A 22,712-nucleotide genomic window follows, 5' to 3' on the forward strand; every position below is an offset into this window, starting at 1 on the left:
TCGGTCAGGCACGGTCGCTGAACCTTGACATCCGGTGGGCCGGATCGGCAACCACGTTACGGACAAGCAGGCCGAGGTCCAGTTCCGGTGGTAGCGCGCGGTAGATCAGCTCCCCCATCGGCCTGCCGTGGACGGCCACGGTGAACCGCGTCATCCGCTGCGCCGACTGCTCCCAGCCCACGTGCGCGCCTTCGGTGACATCGATGGGCTGGCTACCCACCTGCACGAACAGCCGCTCGCCGAGCCGGTAGAAGATCACCGTCACCCCGTCGAGATCGCCGTAGAGACCGTCGGCACCGAGTTGCCCCGGCGGCGCGGGGCGCAACGCTCCCGACCGCGGATCGAATTCGGCCACCACACCACTGCCGTACGGACGCACCAGCAGCACGGCCTGCTCGGTCGGTGACTGATACGCCGGACGGTAAGGGCTCCGGTCACCACCCTGCCCACCGTTCGGCGGCATCACCGGCGGCGGATACATCGGCGCACCCGCCTGCCCGCTGCCCGAGTTCCCATTCCCCGCGCCATACGGCTCACCGACACCCGACCCGTAAGCCTGACCGGGCCCAGGCGGGTAGGGCTGCCCGTACCCCGGCGAGTACGGCTGCCCCGGTCCCGGCGAGTACGTCTGTCCAGCGCCGGACTGGTAGGGCTGATCATTGCCCGACGCATAAGGCTGACCGCCCGGTCGTCCCGCCTCAGGCTGGTACATCTGGCCTGGCTCGGATTGATTCGGCTGTCCTGTCCCAGGCTGGTACGGCTGACCGTTCCCGGGTGCAAGCGCCTGACCACCGCCCGACGAGTACGGCTGCCCTGTCCCCGGCTGGTAGAACTCACCGTTCCCAGGCGCGGGCGACTGACCAGCGCCGGGCGAGTACGGCTGCGCACCGCCCGGCCCGAACGGCGGCTGGCCGACCCCGGCTTGGAAGGACTGCCCGGCCACGGACTGGTGAGGCTGACCGCTGCCCGGCGCATAAGACTGAGTCCCGCCTGGCTGATACGACTGGCCCGCCTCGGGCTGGTACGACTGGCCGTTCTCACGTCCGCTCGGCGGGCCGTCACCCGTGGAGTGCGGCTGACCACTTCCGGGCGCAAAGGACTGTCCCTCGCTCGGCGCAAAGGGCTGGCCGGTTCCGGACTGATGGAGCTGGCTGTTCCCAGGCGCGAACGACTGGCCGCCGCCCGGTGGGTACGCCTGATCCCCACTCGACGTGGACGACTGGCCGAACACCGGGTGATAGGGCTGCCCGATTCCAGGCGCGGACGGCTGACCATCAGCCGGTGTGTACGGCTGGTATTGGAACTGACCGTTTCCAGGCGGGAAGGATTGACCATCGCCTGGCGAGTACGGCTGGCTGCTTCCTGGGGCGTAGGGCTGTCCATAAGGCGGTGGGTACGACTGACCGCCGCCGGATTGGTTGGGATGGCTGTCTTCAGGCGTGAACGGCCGGCCATCGCCAGACACGAACGGCTGACCGCTGTCCGGCGTGTACGGCTGACCGGAGATCGGTCCGTACGGCTGACCGGCGATCGGCGTGTAAGGCTGGCCCGGGCCGGGATGGTAGGGCTGACCATTTCCGGGCACGAACGGTTGGCCGTTGCCTGGTGCGTACGGCTGGGCGTTGTCCGGCAGCGAAGGCGAACCCGAGCCCGGAGGCTGCGTCACCCACGGTGGGAGTGGCGGCATCGTGGGGCCGTCGCCGGGTGCCGACGGAACCGGCCACGGCGGCGTCGTCGGCGCGTTCGGCGAAGGCGCCACAGGCACATTCGGCGACTGGCCCGGAGACGTGTGGTCCGGGAAACCCGGCGGAACCGGGAGTGTCGGCGGAACCGACGGGTTCGTCGGCACCGAGGGTTCCGGCGGTGCGGAAGGCTGCGGGAATCCCGGCGGCAGCGGAACCTGCGGCGGCACCGGAATCTCCGGCCGCTCCGGAAGCTGGGGCGGCACGGGCGGCTGCGGCCACTCCGGTACCTGCGGGGGCGCAGGTGGCTGCGGCCACTCCGGCAACTGCGGTGGCACAGGCGGCTCCGGCAACTCCGGAGGCTCCGGCAACTCCGGAAGCTGTGGCGGCGCAGGCGGCTCCGGAAGCTCCGGAGGCTGCGGCGGTACCGGTGGCGTCGGAGGCTGCGGCGGTACAGGCGGCTGCGGCGGAACCCGAGGAACAGGTGGCTGCGGCGGCTCGGGTACCTCCGGCGGGCGCGGCGGATCCTGATCGGGCGGGCACGGCTGCTCCGGCGGGACCGGCGGGACCGGTGGACGGGGAGGCTCGGGTTCCTGCGGCTCCGGCGTCAAATCCAGTGGTGGCACCGGCCATTCGACAGCGTCGAAGACGGGCACATCGAATTCCACCTCGTACTCGTGCGGCGGGTGCGGAATGTGCGACCGCAGCGCCGATCCCGGCAGATGCCGACGCGCCCCGGGCCGATCGCCGTCCGCGGTCCGCGGCGGCACACCCGCTCCGCCCGCATCGAATCCCTTGTCCGGATCCGCATCCGAACCATCGCCCTCGTCCGGGTCGGCAGCGGGATCCGGCGTGGTGGACGGACGGCGACTCGACCCGTCACCGGCCTCCGACGAACCATCATCCTCGGCCTCCGCCGCGGAACGAGGCTCCTTCGGAAGACCGGGATCACCCGGATCGGTCACCGGACGCAGCACCGGCGCGGGCGATTCCGCACCCGCCGCGATGTCCTCATTCGGTGTGCCCTCAGAGGATCGCGGTTCCGTCTCGCCGTCAACAGGCTTCGGGCCGGCGGGAGGACGCGAGCCGTCGCCCGGCACTTGGAGTTCGGTCCCACCTGCGACCTCACCCGCAGGCCGATGACCGTTGGGGATTCCTGGATCGCCCGGATCGGTGACCGGATCCAGCACCAGCGGTGCGGACGGATCGTCGCCCGTGGTGCGTTCATGGTTCTCAGCCGGTGGCTGGGACTCGGCCGGGTCGGAACGGTCGACGGACGGAGTTCCGTTGCTGCCGTGCGGTTCCGGCCCCGAAGGAAGACCTGGGCGCACCGGCGAACCAGGGACGGCCGGCGGCGGAGTCGGGTGACCGGACAGGCCGTCCGGGCCCGAGGAAGGCGCGGCCTCCGACGGCCCGTCCCCGAGCGCGGGCGCCTCGGTCGCCCCGAGCTCGGGATCGGTGACGAACGGTTCGTTGAACAGCTCGCGCAACCGGGCGATGTCGGCCGCCCGCTGCCGGATCTCGGCGCGGATCTGTTCGTGTACCTCGGCGAGCTTGTCGAGCGTGAGCCGTTCGTGCTTGTCGATGCGGCCGTCGCGGAACCACTCGTAGACCTGGGCGACCTTCTCGTCGTCGGCGTCGGTGATGTCGGCGCCGAGGAGGCGGGCGTGGTCGCGGCTCGGGCCGCGGACGGCGTCGTCGGGCGCGGGTGGCAGCGGGGAACGCTCGGCGAGATCGTCGGCGCCGACTTCGCGCAGGAAGTCGAGGGCGTCGCGCGGATGCACCGGTGGATCGTCGCCGATGGCGCGCGGGTCGGTGGCCGGGTCGTAGACCAGGTTCTCGGCGTACGGATCGATCTTCGCCAGTGCCCGCACGTAGTCGGCGAGCGGGCCGGTGAGGTCGTCCAGCTCGCCGCGCGCGGCCCGGTTCGACAGCGCCTCGGCCAGCGCGCGACCGTCCAGCGGCAGCCCGCCGCGCGGCAAGCCGAGGTGCGGGGCCAGCGCGTCGCGGGCGGCGTCGACGGCGGCCGGATCGAACGCGCGCAGCAGCTTCGCGTACTCGGTGAGGTCCTTGGCGCGCTGGCGGTGCAGCTCCACCCTGGTCGCGGGATCAGCGAGCCGGTCGGCGACCAGCTCAGGACTGAGATCGCCCGCGTCGACGCCGAATCGCAGCGCGAGTGCGCTGCGCGCGTTGTGCAGCGCGTTGAAGTTATCGACCGCGTCGACGCTGAGGGCGTAGTCGACCAGGCCCTCGAGCTGCCTGGCCCGCACGTGGTTGGCCCGGTCGAGCTCGGTGAGCAGTTCGTTGAGCTGCTCGGGCGGGAGGTTCGACGGATCGTCGATGCCGAGTCGCGCCGCCACGTCGGCGACCTCGGCCCGTACCTCGCCCAGCGAACGCGGCTCCGGGACAGTCCGATCGAGATCGTCGGCGGTCGCGGGCAAGTTCTCGGACGCCGGGTGCCGGGCGGGGGTCTCGACCATTCGCCACGGCTCGGCGCCGTCACGCACCATGGTCACGTCGACGCTGCGCCCGTCCAGCTCGCCGCGCAGGTGCCGCATCTCCGGCGCCTCGACCTCCCTGACCTGCACGCGTCCCTGATCGTCGACGCCGACGATCCTGACCTGGATGTCGATCTCGCCGCGGTTGAGCCGGTTGATGAAGTCCGCGTCGGCCTCGGCCAGCGCCCGCGCCAGCGCGGCCTCGTGGCCCGCCCCGGTGTCGACGATCGCGATCGTGCCGTTCTCGGGATCGAGCACGAGCCGGTCGCCGGTGTCGCTGCTGGTGAAATCGGCGATGCGGCGCGCGAACTCGTCGAACAGTCCGACATTGCCGTCGAGTTGATCACGCAGCCTGGCGATCTCGCCTTCGAGGTTACGGACCAGCGCCTCGAGGTCGGCCCCCGCCAGATGCGCCCAGGTGGACCGCTCGTCGCGCAGCCCGGCGCGACGCAGCGCGTCGTCGAAGATCTTGCGGGCGTCCTCGGCGTGGATGGTCTGGGAGCCGCCGTCGTCGCTCAGATCGGGCCAGAGGTCGACCCATTCGCCGCCGTTGTTCACCCCGCGCCAGTTCAGCATGTCGAAGCTGAACTTCTCGCCCTTGGCCGCGACGACTTCCTTCAGGTAAGCGCCCAGCGGGTCCTTGCTGAAGAAGTTGGCGGGCCGGAACGGGATGTCCGCGTGTTCGGCGTTGAAGAAACGCGCGGCCGCTTCCAGTGCCTGGATCACGCCGTCGCGCCGCAGCAGCCGGTACTCGGCCTCGGTGAGCGCCTTGCGCAGCCCTTCTTCGCTGAAATCGGTGATCCGCATGCCGAGTTCGCCGGCGAGCGCGTCGAGCACGGTGGCGTCGGCGATGCGCTGGTTGACCGCGTCCACCACGTCCCGTAGCCAGGGCGGCAGCGGTTCGGTCGACTCGACGGACCGGTCGGGCTCGGCCGGGAGTTGTTGCTGCTCAGCGGCTTCCGGCAGTTCATCGGCCTGCCTGGCAGCGAGTTCTTCGGGCGTCAGGCTCTCGGGCTCGAGCAGATGTTCGAGCCCGGCGTCGCGCAGATCCTGTTCGATCTGGCGGCGCAGTTCCGGATCGGCGTCGGAGATCCACGGCTTGTACTCGGTGCCGTCGAGATTGCGCAGCGGCAGGAACTCGCCCGCCTGGTCGGCGATCCGCGAGGAGAGGTGCTTGAGGATGGGCACCAGCTCGCGCTTGCGCCACATCTCGATGCCCTCTTTGAGGATGCGCACCGGGTTGAACTTGATCTGCAGCTGGTCGTACTCGCCGCCGGGCGCGTTCGGCGTCGCGTCCTTCACCGAGGTCAGCGGCAGTCCGGCGCCGTGACCGAGCATGGATTGGCCCGCGCTGTCCAGGCTGGAACCCGATGGGTACTTCGGGTTCTCGCCGAGGAACGGCCGGTTGACGATCCGGTCCCAGAGCCTGCGCAGCCAGTTCCTCTTCGGCTTCTCGACGGCCTGCTCGGTGGGCTGTGGACGCTGTACGGGCTCGGGCGGTGCGACGGGTTCCAGATGCCAGGCGTCCGGACCGTCCTCGACCCGGCGCAGCAGTGTCCGATCGCCCTCGACGTCGACGGACAGCATCCGGTCGTCGAGTTCGGTGCGGGCCAGCCGGTCCAGGTGCGCGAGGTCGGCGGCGGCGCGGGACACGGAGGCGCGCAGACGGTTGATGTCGTCGGCCGCGCGGGTGAGACCGGGATCGGCGGGCAGACCCAACCGCGCCGCCCACCGCCGCGCGACAGCCTCGCGCATGGCACGCTGCTGCGGATCGGCCGCGGCCTCGGCATGGCGCACCGCGGCCGCGAACGCCTCGACCGCACCCGCCCGCAACAGTTGCCGGTAGCGGGCCGCGTCGAGCGAGGCGGGGTCGGTCAGGTCGACACCGAAGCGGGCGGCGAGCCGGTCGAGGGCCTGCTGGGCCGGTTCCATGCGCGGCGCGCCCGGCTGGGCGCCGTCTTCCGGCGGCAGCACGGCCGACGGGCGCAGCGGCTGGGCCTGCTGATCCGGTTCCGGCTCGGCGCCGAGCCCCGGACGCGAACCGTCGTCGAGTCCGGTCCGGCGCAGGTCGTCGGCGATGTCCGCACGCACTTCGGCGTCGCCTTCGACCCGCCAGTGCTCGAGCCCGTCCTCGAGCTGGTCGAGGTCGAGCGGTTCGTAGTCGTCCGGGTACCGCATCGGCTTGCCGAGCTCGGCATCGGGATCCAGTGCGCTGTCGAGGAATCCGCGCGCCCGCGCCATGTCGGCGATCTCCGCCAGCGCGCCCAGCGGATCAGGCTGCCCGGTGAGCGCCTCCCCCAGACCCAGCGCCTCGGCCAGCCTGCGCACCTGCTCGGCCTGCTGCGGAGTCAGCGGCGCCGCGTCCGCGTGCGCCGAGGGTGGTAGATCGCTGAGATCCTGGAGGAACCGGCGCACGTCGTCGAGGAGATCGCTGCGCTGCTGCGCGCGGCTCGGCGGGTCGGCGGGCTCGTCGGCATCGGGCTGCGCCAGATCGGCGTCGCCGGGCACGGCCAGTTCGGCCGGTTTCGGCAGCGTGAAGTCGACCGGCGACGAACTCTTCGACGGCTCTTCGGGTTCCGGGCTGAGCGCGGTCGGCGGGTGCGCGGGCGGCTTGCCGGGCGGACCGGCCGGAGCGGTGCCAGGGACGGGCGGATCCCCCACGTCCCCGGCCGATCCTTCGACATCATCGCCGTCACCCGGCAACGAGCCCCGCGAATCCTCGCCGATCACCGAAGCTTCGGTGTCGGACCCAGTCGTGCCCGGGTCCACCGTCTCACCAGGAAGAACAGGGCCGACAGGTGGCTCCGAGGTGTCGGGGTCGGTCCGCATCGGCAGCTGCTCGATCGCGGGCCCGTCGGCATCGAAACCCATCCGCAGCTCGACACAGCGCGCGCCGGGCGCCCGCAGCGCCACGAGGACCTCAGCGTTGCCGAGCGCGATCTCCGCGCGCAGGGCCCGCTCGGCATCACCCTCCGCCCAGCCCACGACGAAGAGCGTCGGCGGTTCCTCGGCGACCGCGATCTTGGTGCCGATGATTCTGGCACCCGCGTTCAGGAGGGCGTCCGCTTCGGCGGCGTCCGCGAAGCTGTCGACGATCCGATCGGCGCGATTGCGCGCGGCATCCGCGACCAGTTCGTCGCCACGCCCAATAGCGGCGTCGTGTTCACTCAGCGCCTCGACGGCCTCGATCCGCAGGCGGTCGAGCATCGCTCGCCGGGCGGCCGGGTCCGCGGACGAGTCATCGTGCGCCACCGGGCCTTCGGCGAGGCCGGCCGCGGTACCGTCGCCACCGACGACCATGTCCGCCGCGAGCGCGTCGACCTCGGCGGCGGCCAGGACATACAGCTCGGCCGTCCTGCTCAGCGAGGTGACGACTCCCAGTTCCTCCGGCGAGTGCACCACATGGGCGAGGTGGGCGGCCGTGTCGCGGATCGCTTCCGGCGCCAGCCGATCCGGCGAGACCCACTCCGTCAGGCCGTCGGTCAGTTCCTTGATCCGCGCCGCGAAGCGGTCCCGCCGGGCCACCGCGTCGCCGTAGTCGGCGGCCGGCGGCAACGCGTGGGACGCCTCGGCAGCGCGCTGCTCGCCGCGGCTGGTCAACAACGCGTGCAGAATCTTCGCCGGTTCCGTTGCCTCGGCACCGTTGAGCTCGACGTCGGCGAAAGCCTCGGCCAGCGCCTCCGTGGGGTTCAATGTCCCGGCACCGTCGTCCTCGAAGCTGTAACGGCTCAGCGCACTCAGCCACTCGTCGAAGTCGGCCTGCACGAACTCCCCGCGCTGCGCGGAATACCCGCTCACCAGTGCGTCCATCACGTCTTCGTCGGAGAGCAGGCCCGTGTAGTCCATGGCATGCCCGAATTCGTGGGTCATCGTGGCATAGGCGGCCGAGTAACCGACCGAGGGCGGGTGGAAGCTGGTTGGCGTCTCGGCCGTGAAATCGCGCAGGAAGTCCATGGTGAGGCTGATAACGGCCTTCGCCTCGCCGCCGGGCAGGAAGGGCGGACGGTGCGCGAACTGGGCCTCCCGATCGCCCACATCGAAATTCTTCACGGTCACCGCCGTGACGTGCACCCACGGGTATTTCGTCTTCAGCCGGTCGAAGGCGCGCACCGCGTCACGCACCGCGTCCGGGTCGACGCCGGTCGCGTCGAGCCCGCGCGTGATGACGCCGTGCCGCTCACCGAGGACGCGCGCGATCTCGCCGGCATCGCGTCGACTCCACTCCCCCAGATCGCGCTCTGACGGTGGCCAGTGGCCACCGTCCCCGGGCACGGTACCGACCAGGCCGAACGCTTGGCGCAGCAACCGAAGTCGCAGCGACTCCGTCGGCCACTTTCCGGCCGACGATTTGCGCACGGTGTCGAGCGCGCTGCTCGACGGCAGTAGTTCGCGTACCCGCACACCGGCCTGATCGACCTCGACGTGCAGGTAGCGGGCCCGCGTATCGACCTTCAGTGCGGCGTCGGCCGCGGTCGGAGCCGCGAGGTTCGGATCGGCGAACCGGCCGACCACCACCAGCCCGTCCGCCAGCGACGGCACCAGACCGAGCCCGTCGCTCGTGTGCTCGGCACCGAGAGCGCCGAGCACCCCGCGCACCGCGAGGTCCTCGGCGCTCTCCCGCGCCATCGTGTCGTCAGGATCGATACCGGAACGGATCGCGCGCTCGAACGCGGCGTCGATCTCCCGACCCTCGACTCCGAGCTCGCGCATGCGATCGACGAGCTGGTTGAGGCTGCGACCCGCGGGGTCGACGCCCCTCCGCCGCACCTCTGCGGCGAAAGCGTCATAGGCCGCCGCCCGCTCGGCCGCCACCGCGAGCCGATCGGCGTCCGCGTTCGACACCGGAGTGATGTCGAGCGTGCTCCCGCGCAACCAACGGTGCGCCCGCGGCCGCAGCCCTTCGCCGCCATCGGCCGCCTCACGTGACCACCGCAACCGATCCTCGGCCCAGCTCAGTCGGCGCACCAGCCGCGAGGCCGCCTTGGCCTCTGCGAGCCGGGCACGCGAGGTCTCCTCGACCCGCCCAGTGATACCGCGCGCTTGCAAGTCCCTCAGCTGGCCCAACCGGCTCCCGTAGATCGACGAGGTGATCTCCTGCAGGCTCGATGTGGTGAACCGGGCCGGGTCCTCGATGCCGAGTAGGGCGACGGCCCGCACCGCCTCGGCCGCGAACAACTCTCGTATCCCGGCGTTGACGGCCACGTGGGCCGCGGCGTCGGGCGCTGCCACGGCGCGATGCGCTGTGTGTGGTTCCGGGCGCTGCTCGTGGTCGGCCGCGACCTGCTCGGCCGCAGCGGACTCGGGCGGGTCGGTGTTCTCGACAGCAGAACGATCCTGCGACCTGTCGACAGGCGGAGTTCCATTGTCGCCGTTGGCCTCTGGACCGGCGGGCAACCCGGGGCGCACCGGCGATCCCGGCCCGGTCGGCGGCGGACCGGCGCTGGGCCGAGCCGGTGGCCCGTCGGGTTCCGGCCCGTCGCTCGGTCCACGGTCCAGGGCGGACTTGTCCGGGCCGCCGACCTCCGGATCGGTGACGAACGGTTCGTTGAGCAGCTCCCGCAGCCGGGCGATATCGGCGGCCCGCTGCCGGATCTCGTCGCGGATCTCCGCGTGCACCTGCGCGAGCTGCTCGAGGGTGAGGCGCTCGTGCTTGTCGATGCGGCCGTCCCGGAACCACTCGTAGACCTGGGCGACGCGCCGGTCGTCGGCATCGGTCAGGTCGACGCCGAGGAGGCGGGCGTGATCGCGGCTCGGGCCGGGGACGGCGTCCTCGGGCGCGGGCGGCAGCGGCGAGCGATCGGAGAGGTCGTCGGCGCCCACTTCGCGCAGGAAGTCGAGGGAATCGCCCGGGTGCACGGGCGGGTCGTCGCCGATCGCGCGCGGGTCTGCCTCGGGGTCGTAGACCAGGTTGTCGGCGTACGGGTCGATCTTCGCCAGCGCGCGCACATAGTCGGCGAGGGGGCCGGTGAGGTCGTCGAGCGCACCGCGCGCTGCCCTGTTCGACACCGCCTCGGCCAAGGCCGCCGCGTCCAAGGACAGCCCGCCGCGGGGCAGTCCGAGGTGCGGGGCGAGTGCGTCCAGCGCCGCATGGACGGCGACCGGATTCAGCGCGTGCAGCAGCTTCGCGTACTCGGTGAGGTTCGCGGACCGCTGCCGATGCAGCTCCACCCGCGTCGCGGGATCGGCCAGTCCGTCGGCGATCACCTCCGGGCTCAGCGCCTCCGGCGTGACGCCGAACCGCAGCGCCAGGGCGCTGCGCACGTTGTGCAGCGCGTTGAAGTTGTCGATCGCGTCGGCACTGCGCGCGTAGTCGACCAAGCCCTCGACCTGCCTGGCCCGCACCTGATTGGCCCGCTCCTGCTCGGCGAGCAGCCGGTCGAGCTGTTCGGCGGACAGGTTCGACGGATCGTCGATGCCGAGCCGATCCGCCACCTCCGCGATGTCGGCGCGGACCTCGGCCAGCGAACGGGGTTCGCGGACCGGCTGATTCGTGTCGTCCGCGACGACGGGTAGGTCGGCGGCGGGTTCGGCGCCCTGGGGCGGCAATTCGATGAGCCGCCACGGACCGGTCCCCTCGCGCACCGTCGTCGCGTCCACCGTGCGGCCGTCGACCTCGGTGCGCAGGTGCCGGACCTCGGGGGCGTCGACCTCGAGCAGATGCACGCGGCCGTTCGCGTCGATCCCGACCGCCCGGATCTCGATGTCGATCTCGCCGCGATTGAGCCGGTCGAGGAAGTCCGCGTCGGCCTCGGCCAGCGCCCGCGCCAGCGCGGCCTCGTGCCCGGCGCCGGTGTCGACGATCGCGATCCGGCCGTTCTCCGCGTCCAGGACGAGCCGGTCACCGGTATCGCTGTCGTTGAAATCGGCTACGCGCCGGGAGAATTCGCCGAGCCGGCCGATGTTGTCGTCGAGTTGCGAACGCAGCGCGGCGATCTCGGCGTCGAGATCGCGGACCAGCGCCTCGAGATCGGCGCCCGCCAGATGCGCCCAGGTCGACCGCTCGTCACGCAGCCCGGCGCGGCGCAGCGCGTCGTCGAAGATCTTGCGCGCGTCCTCGGCGAGCACGGTGGGATCGTTGCCGTCGTCGGCGAGATCGGCCCAGAGGCTGGGCAGCTCGCCGCCGTTGTTCACCCCGCGCGAGTTCAGCATGTCGAAGGCGAACTCGTCGCCCCTGGCCGCGACGACTTCCTTCAGGTAGGCACCCAGCGGGTCCTTGCTGTGGAAGTTGGCAGGCCGGAAGGGAATCTCGGCGTTCTCGGCGTTGAAGAACCGCGCCGCCGCCTCGAGCGCCTGGATCACACCGTCGCGCCGCAGGAGCCGGTATTCGGCCTCGGCGAGCGCCTTCCGCAGCCCTTCCTCGCTGAAATCGGTGACCCGAACCCCGAGTTCGTGCGCCAGCGCCTCGAGCACGGTGGCGTCGGAGATCCGCCCGTTGACGGCGTCCACCACCTCGCGCAACCACGGTGGCAGCGGCTCGGCGACGGCGGGTACTTCCTCGCCGTCGCTCGAAACCCGCACCGGATCGTCGGATTCCGGAAGTTCCTTCGGCTGCCGCGCGGCCAGCTCCTGCGGCGTCAGGCTCTCCGGTTCGAGCAGATGCTGCAGTCCCGCGTCGCGCAGATCCTGTTCGATCTGGCGGCGCAGCTCGGGATCGGCGTCGGAGATCCACGGCTTGTACTCGGTGCCGTCGAGATTGCGCAGCGGCAGGAACTCACCGGCCTGGTCGGCGATCCGCGACGACAGATGCTTGAGGATCGGCACCAGCTCGCGGTTCTGCCACATGAGCACACCCTCTTTGAGGATGCGGGCCGGGTTGAACTTGATCTGCAGCTGGTCGTACTCGCCGCCGGGCGCGTCGGGCGTCGCGTCCTTCACTGTGGTCAGCGGCAGTCCGGCGCTGTGGCCGAGCATCGACTGACCGGCGCCGTCGAGGCTGGAACCGGAGGGATACTTCGGGTTCTCGCCGTGGTAGCCACGATTGACGAGACGATCCCAGAGCCTGCGCAGCCAGTTCTTCTTCGGCGGCACCTCGACTGCCTGCTCGGTGGCCGTCCGGAACGGCTTCGGCTCGCGATGCGCGACCGGCTCGAGATGCCACGAATCGGGTCCGTCGGCGACCAGCCGCACCAGCACCTTGTCGCCGTCGACGTCCAGCGACATCACGCGGTCGTCGAGGTCGTTGCGCACCATCTGATACAGATGCGCCATATCGCCGGCGTCGCGGGTCACCGCCGCACGCAACCGGTTGATGTCGTCGGCGGCGCGCGTGAGGCCGGGGTCGGCGGGCAGACCCAGCCGGGCCGCCCACCGCCGCGCGACGGCCTCGCGCATGGCACGCTGCTGCGGATCGGTCGCGGCCTCGGCATGGCGCACCGCGGCCGCGAACGCCTCGACCGCGCCCGCCCGCATCAACTGGCGATACCGCGCGGCGTCGAGGGCACCCGGATCGCTCAGATCCACGCCGAACCGGGCGGCCAGGCGATCCATCGCCTGCTGCGCGGGCTCGATCCGGGGGCCGCCCGGCTGGCGCGCACCGTCTTCCGGCGGCAGGATCGAGGACGGCTGCAGCGGTGTGGCCTGCGGATTCGGCTCCGGATCGGTGCCGAGCGCGGGGCGCGCGCCGTCGTCGAGTCCGGCCCGACGCAGGTCCTCGGCGATCTCGGACCGCACCTCGGGGTCACCCTCGACGCGCCACTGGTCGAGGCCGTCCTGCAGCTCGTCCACATCGAGCGGCTCGTAGTCGTCCGGGTACCGCATCGGCTTGCCGAGCTCGGCATCGGGATCCAGTGCGCTGTCGAGGAAGCCCCGCGCCCGCGCCATGTCGGCGATCTCCGCCAGCGCGCCCAGCGGATCACGCTGACCCGTCAGCGCCTCCCCCAGACCCAGCGCCTCGGCCAGCCTGCGCACCTGCTCGGCCTGCTCCGGGGTGAGCGGAGGCGTATCGGCGTGGGCGGAGGGCGGCAGGTCGCTCAGTTCCCGCAGGAACTGGTGAACGTCGTTGAGCAAATCCCTGCGCTGGTAGGCACGTTCGGGCGCGGCGCCGGCCTCAGCGCCGGGTTCCGCACCGTCGCCGACCGGCTGATCCAGCCCGGCGTCGCCGGGCACGGCCAGTTCGGCAGGCTTCGGCACAGCGAAGTCGAACGGCGACGAATTCTTCGACGGCTCTTCAGGTTCCGGGCTGGGCGCCGTCGGCGGACGGGACGGCGGCTTGGACGGCGGGCCACCCGGGGTGCTCGCCGCGGGCGGCTCGCCCGAGCCGTCGTCGTCATCACGCGAACCGTCGCGGTCGGTCTCCGGTCCAGGGTCCTCGGCAGGCGTCCGGTCGCCACCGTCGACAGGCTGTTCCCCACCCTGACGCTCGACGGCCGCGGCGAACCTGGCGGCCATCTCCGCACGGGCGGCGTCGAATTCCTGCTGGGCCCGCAGATACGACTCGAGCGCCCGCGCGTCGGCCAGCGCCTCGGCGTCGAGATCCTCGGGCCGCGTCTGCGTGGCCTCGGCCAGCTCGGCGCGCAGCGCGTCGAACTTCTGCTGCGCGGCGAGGAAGGACTCGAGCGCGGCCAAATCCGCCGCACGCACGGCCATGTCGTCGTCGGAGTCGTCGCCACGCCGGGCTGCGGCCTCGGCGTCCCTGGCCGCCAGTTCCTCGAATCTGGAAGCGATTTCGGCCTGCGCCGCCTCGAATTCCCGCTGGGCGCGCAGATAAGACTCCAGCGCGGCCATATCGGCGTCGACACCGTCGAGATCGCGCAGCGTGTCGTCCAGCGCGGCGTCGGCCTGGTCGGCGCGCCGCTCGTCGGCCTGATCGTGCAGCCGGTTCTGCCGTTCGACGGCAGCGTCGATCGCCGCCAGCGGATCGACCGGCTCCCCCGGCCCGACCAGATCGTCCAGCGAGGGCATCGGTTCGGCCAGTTCGTCGGCGACCTCGTCCAGCTTGCGCAGCGTCTCGTCGAGCTTCGCGTCGGCGCGGTCGTCGAGGTCGGTGCCGCGTTCGGGCGGTACCTCCGCGTCGGGACGGCTCGGCTCCGGCTCGATCGGTCGCGGACGGCCGCCTTCCGGACCAGCGGGCAGACCGCGACGCCCCTCGGGCAGCTCCGCGGGCCGCGGGCCGGGGTGCTCCCTGGCCGGGCTGCCCTCGGCGGGCGGCAGATCCGCCGCAGGCCGGTAGAACTCGTCGGTCAGTGCCTTCAGCTGCTCGATCTGCTCGGTCCTGAGGCGGATCTCCGCGCGGATGGCGGCGATCTCGGCGGCCAGCTTCTCCGGGCTCAGGCCCTCGTGCTTCTCGATCTTGCCGTCGCGGTACGCCTCGTAGATCTCGACGAACTTCGCGTCGTCGGCGGTGGAGACATCCACCCCGACCAGCCGCGCCCAGTCCCGATTCGGCTGCGGCCGTGGATCATTCGGGTCAGCGGGTCGGTCGGCGCCGTAGGAGCGGGCGACGTTGTCGGCGACCTGGGCGGCGAAGTCGAGCGGATCGGCGCCCGGTTCGGCGGCGCCGACCACATCGCGCAGGCCGTGGATCGCGCCGGGATCATAGATGTGCGGGTCGCCGGTGGTGCGCGGATCGGCTGCCCTGGTGCCCGCCGGGTGATCGGTGTACGGGTCGACGCGCATCAGCACGTCGGCGTAGGCGGCCAGCGCGTCGCGCACATAGTCGCCCGCGCCGCGCCGGTTCAGCCGCGTGACGAGCTTGCGCAGCTTGGCCGGGTCGATGCCGCTGTCGGCCGGGCCGACCTTCGACCGGCCGGTCACCGGGTCGGTCTTGCTGACCTTCGGCCGCAGCGCCTCCGGATTCTCCGGGCTCAGTGCCCTGATCAGCGCTTCCTGCGCCGCCTTGACCGCGGCGTCGTCGACATTGCGCAGCTGCTGCGAGTACCCGGCCGTCTTGTCCGGCTCGCGCTGCTGCCCGTCGAGCAGATCCTCGAATTGCTGCTGACGGGTGCCGCGCCGCTGCTTCGGATCCACCAGCGCCTCGGCGATCCGCCGCGGCGTGAGCTCGCCCTCCGGGATGCCGAGCCGCGTCGCCAGCTGATCGCGCGCGTCACCGACCAGGTAGAAGGTCTCGATGTCGGCCATGGTGCGGGCGTAGTCGGCCAGCGCCTCGGTCTGGCCCGCGCGCACCGCGTTGTCCAGGTGCAGTGCGCGAATGGTCGCGTCGATGTTGTCCGGATGCAGCGCGGCCGGACCGAGGTGCAGCTCCCGTGCCAGGTCGACGATGTCGCGCACCATCTGGGCGCGATCGCGCGGGGTGGGCGGCGGTTCCGGCGCGGGCTGGACCGGGCGCCACTCGCCGTCCTCGCCGCGCATCATCGTCACCTGGAGTTCGGCGCCGTCCACCGTGCGCCGGATGTGCTGCACCTCCGGCGTGGCCACCGGGTCGAGGAACTGCCTGCCCGCGCCGTCGGCGTGCACGGCGCGGAAGTCGGGCCGCAGCACCCCGTTGTCGATGTCGGCCGCGAGTTCGGGGTTGTCGCGCAGCGCGCGGGCCGGTGCCTCTCCCCGGTCGAGCGGGCCGTCGACCACCAGCAGCCGGTCCGGGCCGCCGTCGGCGTCGGGCACGCGCGCCACCTGATCGCCGTAGGACCTGCCGACCGGCTCCGCGCCGTCGCCCTGCAGGATCGGCTGCGCGGCGGCGATGAAATCGGCCAGGTTCTGGGCCCGCTGCCGCGCCGAGTCGCGCAGTGCGTCGAGCGTGGGCTCGCGCCGATCGCCCGTCAGATCGCTCAGATCGCGGCCGAACATCGCTGCCCAGCTGGACAATTCATCGCGCAACTGGTCGCGGCGCAGCGCGTGCTCGAAGAACTCGCGTGCCCGCGCCTCGTCGCGACCGGGTTCCCGGTCGTCGGAGAAGCTGGCCCATTCGGGCAGCCGGTCCGCGCCGTTGCCGACCCGGTCGTAGTCGCGCAGCGCGGTGACGCCCTCGAAGGCGACGATCAGGTCGCGCAGGAACCGGCCGAGCGGGTCCTTGTCGAGGAAGCTGACCTCACGTGAGAACGGCACGGGGCGTGGGGCACTCGTGTCACCCCAGTGGCTCCGCGGCTCAGCGGGGCCCACCTCGTCGTCGAAGTAGTCGTCCTCGTCGCGCGGTTCGTCCGACTCGATCTCGCGCAGCCGGTCCGGCTGGTTCAGCGTCCTATCGTCGGGTGCGGGCGCCGGGTCCGCGGGATGGTCCGCGCGCCGGTAGGGGCGGGTCTGTTCCTCGTCGGCGCGGCGGGCCGCGTCGGCCAGGCCCTCGATCGCGCCGATCTCGCGCAGCAGCCGATGGCTCTGGCGGTCGATCGCCCGGCGCAGATCCTGCGGTCCCTCGCCGTCGAGGTCGATGCCGAGCCGCTCGGCCATCTCGGTCAGCGTCTCGCCCTCGGGCGGCGGACCCTGCTGCTCCGGCTTCGTCTCCGGCGGCGGGATGGGCGCGTCCTCCATGGCCCGCGCCTCGTCGGTGTCGACGAGCCCGTTGAATTCCAGATCGTCGATCAGGTCCTGGCGCAGCCGCGGATCCCGCGCGTTGTCGAACAGTTCCTTCAGGATGTCGCGGGCCTCGTCGGCATCCATCCGGTTCGCCCGCAACTCGCTGACCACGGTCTCGCGCACGTCGTTCGGGTTCGCGTCGCTGATCCACGGCCGATACTCCGTGCCGTCCGGGAAATACACCGGCTGGTAGTTCCCGGCCGAGTCCGCCTGCCTGCCGAGCACCGGACCGATGAAGGGAATGTTCTCGCGGTTGTGATACCAGGTGAGTCCCTCACGGCCGATCCGCGCCACATTCAGCGCGGGATCGCCCGGCCCCGGCGGCGGCGCGCCGATCACGGGACCGTCGACCGGCGGCGGCGCGGGCTGCGCCGGTGTCGGTGCCGGATCGGAAATCAGCTGCGCCCCACCGGTCACCCCGTCGCGCAGGGCGGTCTGCCCCCGATGATCGAGACCAGACCCCGACGGGTACTTCAGATTGAGCCCCGCGTAGCCCGCGTTGAGATCATCGACCAGCTTCCGCAGAACATTCCGGTTGTCGATCTCGCGAATGTTCGCGTCGCTACGCGCGGGCGAATTCTGCGCCGCCTCGTCCCCGTCGTTGCGCGCGACCACCCACTGCCCGTCGGCCAGCTGAATGTGCAGCGCGACGACGTCCCCGTTTGGACCGAGTTCGACGCGTACTTCCCGCTGGGGCGGTTCGGGTTCGGCGAAATCGGGTTGGCGCCGGGTGGATTCGTCGTCGTCAGCGCCCATCCAGTCGGTGTCGTCGGTGTCGGATTCCGGCCGATCCGGCGTGTCCGTGCTGTCCTCGGGTACGTTCATGTAGTCGGTGGTGACGTCGTTGTCCACGGACCGGGCGATCGTGGCGGGATCAGCGTCGAAGGGCAACGGAACATCGGCGAGCAGGTCGACGCCGTCGCGGGACAGCAGCAGCTCGGTGACGGTGATCGTCCCGTCGGCATCGGCATGCACCAGCTTGTATTCGACCCGAAGCGTGCCGTCCTCCATCGCCTCGCGCAGCTGTTCCGCCGCGTCGCGGATCGCCCGGCCTTCGGGGCTGTCGGGATCGATGCCTCGCGCACGCATCTGCTCGGGTGTCTCGTTGAGCAAGCGAACGAGATTGCGGTCCTTGTTCAGAATGTGGCGCAGGTATTCGGGTGAACCCTGTTCGGCGCTGATGACCTTGGAGCCTCCGAGGGTGGAGCCGACGCCCTTCGCCTCCACGATCAACAACGTCGGCCCGGAATCCCCTTCTCCACGCGGGACGAACGACGCGATGTCCACCACGCCGGCGCCGTCGAACGCGCCGTCGAAGGGCGAGAGCTTGACCGCGCCGGGCCGGGCATCCGGATCGAGCGCGTAGTCGAGCCCAGCCAGCTCACCGAGCTTCTTCGATACCTCGATCATTTCGCGTCCGAGGTCGTTGTATTCGATGGCGACGTCCCGCAGATCCTTGAGCAGGTCGAGCTTGCGGATCTTTTCTTCCGTGCTCAACGTGGTGTCGGCGCGGACCTCCTGCCGCAGGCTCGCGATCTTCTCCGACAACGCCTTCGGCGCGAGTTCGTGCTTGTCCTCCAGCGCGAACTCTTTCATGAGCTTGCCGAGCTCTTTACCGACATTGTTGCGCTCGGTTTGCAGCTCGACACGCCGGTCGGACGCCTCGCTCAACTCCGACGCTCGATCAGGATCGCGCATCTCGTGGGGCTCCGAATCGCCCAGCTGCACGCGATGTCGGTACTCGCCACCGGTGAGATGATCCTTGACGAAACCGCTGGAGTCGTACAGCCGGAAGTCGACATTGCGTTTGGTTCCGGGCGGATCGTCGTTGTGGTGCCAGGTTCCGTCCGGGTCCCGATAGCTGTCAGGCCGATCGCCCGGCCGGTGCAACAGCCCGTCGTCCCCACGCACCATCCCCGGCGGCACCGGCTCATCGGACCCGCGATCCGGGCTCGCGACATCGTCGTCGTCGCCCATGAAGTCCATGTCCGGGGGGTACTCGGGCGAGACGAGTCGCGGCTCGATGACCTTGCCCTCACCGGCGGCCCGTTCGATGTCGGCGTGACGGATCGGGTCGACGCGGGGAGCGCCCTCGTCGATGATGTGGCCCGCCGTGCTCTCGGTGCCCTGCACCACCCTGGTGCAGTTGGCGCAGCACGGCGCTTCGGCGCCCTTGCTCGGCACGTACGGCGAGTTGAGGATCGAGGCCAGACCGTCGAAGTCCGTCGGGAGCTGGTCGTCGGGACCGCGCTGCTGGTTGAGCAGTTCCCGGTCGTGCAGCGCGGCGTTGGTGCCGCGGATCTCGGCGTGCCCGAGGGGGTTGTCCGAGTGCGGGAAGTAGTCGGAGTCGCCGCCGTTGTGGTAGACGTCCGTGGGGTCCTGGTACTGGGAGACGTTGTCGTGCAACGTCGGATGCAGATCGTTGGGGTGGATCCGCTGCTCGGAGGTGCCGTTGGCGGCCTCGTACACGCGACCGGTGAGGCGGTCGATGGTGATGGACGAGACGTGGCCGCGCCGCTTCGCCGGAAGGCGCTCGGCTTCGGCCTTTTCCAAACGCTTGGCCGGCGAGTTTCCGGCGTCGGCTTCGGCCTTGTCGGCGGCGAGGAAGTTGTTGAGATCGTTCTTGGCCGTTTCGGCCTTCTTCTTGGCCGCCTCCAGCGCCTTCTCCGCGTCACGCACGAGCTGGTCGCCGTTTTCGGCGCCGTTGTCGCGGGCGTTCTGGGCCTCTTTGAGCTTGATGTTGGCATCGCGAACCTCACGGCCCGCCGCGGCCTTTCCGTCCGCCAGCGCCTTCTGCTGGGCCTTGTGCTGCTCGTATTCGGCGACAAGGGCCGCGTCCGGGGTGGACGCGTCGACGAATGCACGCCCGCGCTCCTCGCTGAGCCGATGCGAGAACTCGTCGATCGGTTCCCCGCCGACATGGGTGATCCGGGGCGGTTCGCCCGCGGTCTGCACCATCGGGTCGTTCGGATCGAGCACACCGAGCAGATGCGCGTCCACCCCGGGCGTCCGGCTGAACGGCACGGTGGATACCCCGACCTCGGGTGTCAGGAACGACATAGCGGCCGGGCGGGTCGGCGCCTCGTCGTCGCTCATGAAATCGACCAGATCGCGATCCAGCGGCGGAGCGTCCCCGTCGAGCGGGCCGAGGTCGCGCGGATCGGCATGGCCGGCATCCGGCCCCAGCGAGGAGAGGTCGTCGGGCACGGACACCGGTTCGGGGCTGAAGGTGCGCCACTTGCCGCCGCGATCGACCACCGGCTCCGAACCGGGTTCCTGCCGCACGCCCACGCGATCGGTGGGCGCAGTGACGTCGGCGCCGAGCGCGTCGGCGATGTACTGAGCCCAGCCATTGACGTCGCCCGCGAAGCACGACACCAGCCGAATCGGAGTGCCCGGCACGTAGTTCGGGTTGCTGCGGATGGCGTCGACGATGTCCTGCGGGTGCACCGGGTCACCGTTGCTCGGCGTCACCGAGCCGTCGCGGCGCCCGTGGACGACCACGTCGTGGGCGCCGTCGTTGCGCACGTTGTGGCTGACGCGATGGGTGCGCGCGTCCTCGCCGATCGCCGTCCCCGTGGGGTGGTGGACGACGCCCTGACCGTTGGGCAGGCGGGTGTCGTAGACGGGTCCGTTGTCGTCGGGCTCCGGCTGTCGGCGGTCATCGCCGTCGGCACGATCCCGCGGCGTCGTGGTGTCGTCGGTGCCAGCGCGGCCGGGGCGACCAGTCTCCGGACCGGACCGGGCTGGGCTCGCTCCAGGCTCCGCGCCGATGATCGGCACGACCGGCGCGATCTCGGACAGCGGATCGGATTCCGAGGTGTCCCTGGCACGCACCGGCTCGGCGGTGACCTCGGACTCCGGGCGCACCGGCGGCGCTTCGCCGGGCGCGGCCTGCAAACCTTGCAACGGAGTCTCGGCCGGCCCCGCCCCGCGCTGTTCGCCGACACCGGCGCGGCTCTCGCCCTCGGGACGGCTGGTCGGTGCGCCGGGTTCCTCGGCAGTACCTTGCGGATCCGCCACCCCGGACTCGTCGACGGTGGGGCTGTCGGTCCTGACTTCCGGTGCGCCGGAACGGATATCGGAACCGGACTGCACACCATCCGGCGTGCCGGACCGCACCTCCGGAGCGCCGGGACGCGCCCCCGGCTGGGTGCCCTGATTCGGCGTCGTCGACTGCTGGCCCGGCGTCGACTGCTGAGCGGGCGTGGATTGCGCTGGCGTGGAGGGCGATTGGGTGGGGGTCGCCGAGGGCTGACCGGTGGTCGGCGTCGCGCCCTGCCCGGTGACCGGCGCCTGCCCGGTCGCGGTGGGCGACGGCCCCCCGGTCGCGGCCGGTCCGGCGCCTGTCATCCCGGCGCCGACCGGCGCGCCCGCCGCCTGCGTCGTCGTGTCGCGGTTGGTCGTCTGGGTGTCGCCGGCCTGTGTGACCGGCTGACCGCTCGACTGCGCGTCGGTGCGCGTACCCTCGCCGACGCTCGCACCGTCGGTCTGCTCGGCTTCGCCGGCCCGCGACGTGTCCTGGGTCGAATCCGTCTGCGCCGCAGAGCTTTCCCCTTCGGCGCGCGCACCGCCGTCTTGCCGCCCGCCGTCCCCGGCCTGCGATTCGCCGGTCTGCACCTCGGGCTTGGCGTCCTGGCGTCCTGCGCCGCTGCCGCCGCCTTCGGCGGTGGACTGCCGATCGTCGCCGGACTGCTGATTCGCCCGTCCCTCATCGGTATTCGTCGGGGCGGGCGCTTCGCCTTCCGGCGACTGGGTGGCGCCGGCCGGGCGCATCGACTGACCGTCGTCACCGGCGCCGGCCCGAGTCTCGCCCTCGCCCCCCATGACGTCCTCGCCCGCGCCGGCGCGCACGCCGTCGTCACCGCCGACACCCGTCGCACCGTCGTCGTCGGCACCTGCCCGGTTCTCGCCCTCGCCGCCGGGACGGTTGGACGAACCGTCCCCGCCCGCGCCGTCACCCTGCCCGAACGTGCCGAGGTCGTAACCGGGGCCCATCGCATCGCGGATCTGCGAGCTGAAGCTGGGCCGTTCGAACAGACCGGGTTTCATCGACGACCAGGCGGAGTTGGCGCCGGCCTTGTTCAACCCGGAGAGCCCGCCGTTGGTGGCGCCCGCGCTCCACATGAGCGGGTCCGACGCCGCGGTCTGCAGGTTCTCCCAGGCCTTGTCCCAGCCCTGGGTGAAACCCTCGTAGCCGAACTGGCCGAGCATGCCGCCGCCCGCGCCGGCCAGGCCCGCGCCCGTGCCGGTGATCGCGCCCTTCAGCCAGGGCGCCATCCCGTCGCCGAGCTTCTTGCCGAGGAAGTTGCCGAACGGACCGGCCACCGCGCCACCGGCGGCCGAGCTGACCGCCGCCGCCTTCACCTGGTTCCAGTCGATCTCCTTGCGGTGCCCCTGGTCGACCTGCCACTGCTGAGCGCCGAGCTCCTGCAGGGTGCCGAGCACGGTATCGATCGCCACGTGCTGGGCGAGGTAGCGCACGAGCTTGGTGCTCGCGGCCTTCGCGGCCCAGCGCAGGATCGCCGCGAGCACCCGGCCGAAGATGGTGCGCGCCACGATCCGGGTCGCGGCCACCGCGGCGGCCTGCACGGCGGGCGCGGTCGGCGGAAAGACCCACGCCGCAGCGATTTCCAGCGCCAGCAAGCCCAGCGAGGACAGGAACATGATCTTCGTGTATTCGATCTCGGTGCCGGTCTGATACACCGAATCACCGAGGGTGTCGAACAGTTCGGCCAGCTTGGTCACCGACTGGTCGCCGCGGGCCATCCCCTCGAAGGCCTTGAGCATGTCGTCGACGCCCTCGCCCTGCGGATACGCCTTGAACGCAGCGTCTTTGGCGGCATCGATGTCGTCGACGAGGCCACGCAGACTGTCGGCGGCCGTGCGCCAGTCCTCGGCCATGGCCCACATCTCGTCTTCATTGCCCTCTGGCCATTCCATGCCAGCGAGAATCGAGAGCCAGTGCAGCCCGGACGGCAGATCGATCATGGAGGGCTACGTCACCAGCTCGAGTCCGTGAACGTCGCCATCGCCCCTCATCCCTCCACAGTGGTGCCCGAACCGA

General features: G+C 71.3%; 1 protein-coding gene. It reads right to left on the reverse strand.

The genetic code is table 11. The annotated features are described in order from the left end of the window. Positions 1-4 precede the first annotated feature (4 nt). The gene (locus tag DFR69_RS09855; protein WP_110037170.1) at positions 5-22,636 is read right to left on the reverse strand and encodes a WXG100-like domain-containing protein; all 22,632 of its coding nucleotides are present in this window, start codon (positions 22,634-22,636) and stop codon (positions 5-7) included. Positions 22,637-22,712 lie beyond the last annotated feature (76 nt).

It is taken from the genome of Nocardia neocaledoniensis, from assembly GCF_003182135.1.
GTDB classification, from domain to species: domain Bacteria; phylum Actinomycetota; class Actinomycetes; order Mycobacteriales; family Mycobacteriaceae; genus Nocardia; species Nocardia neocaledoniensis.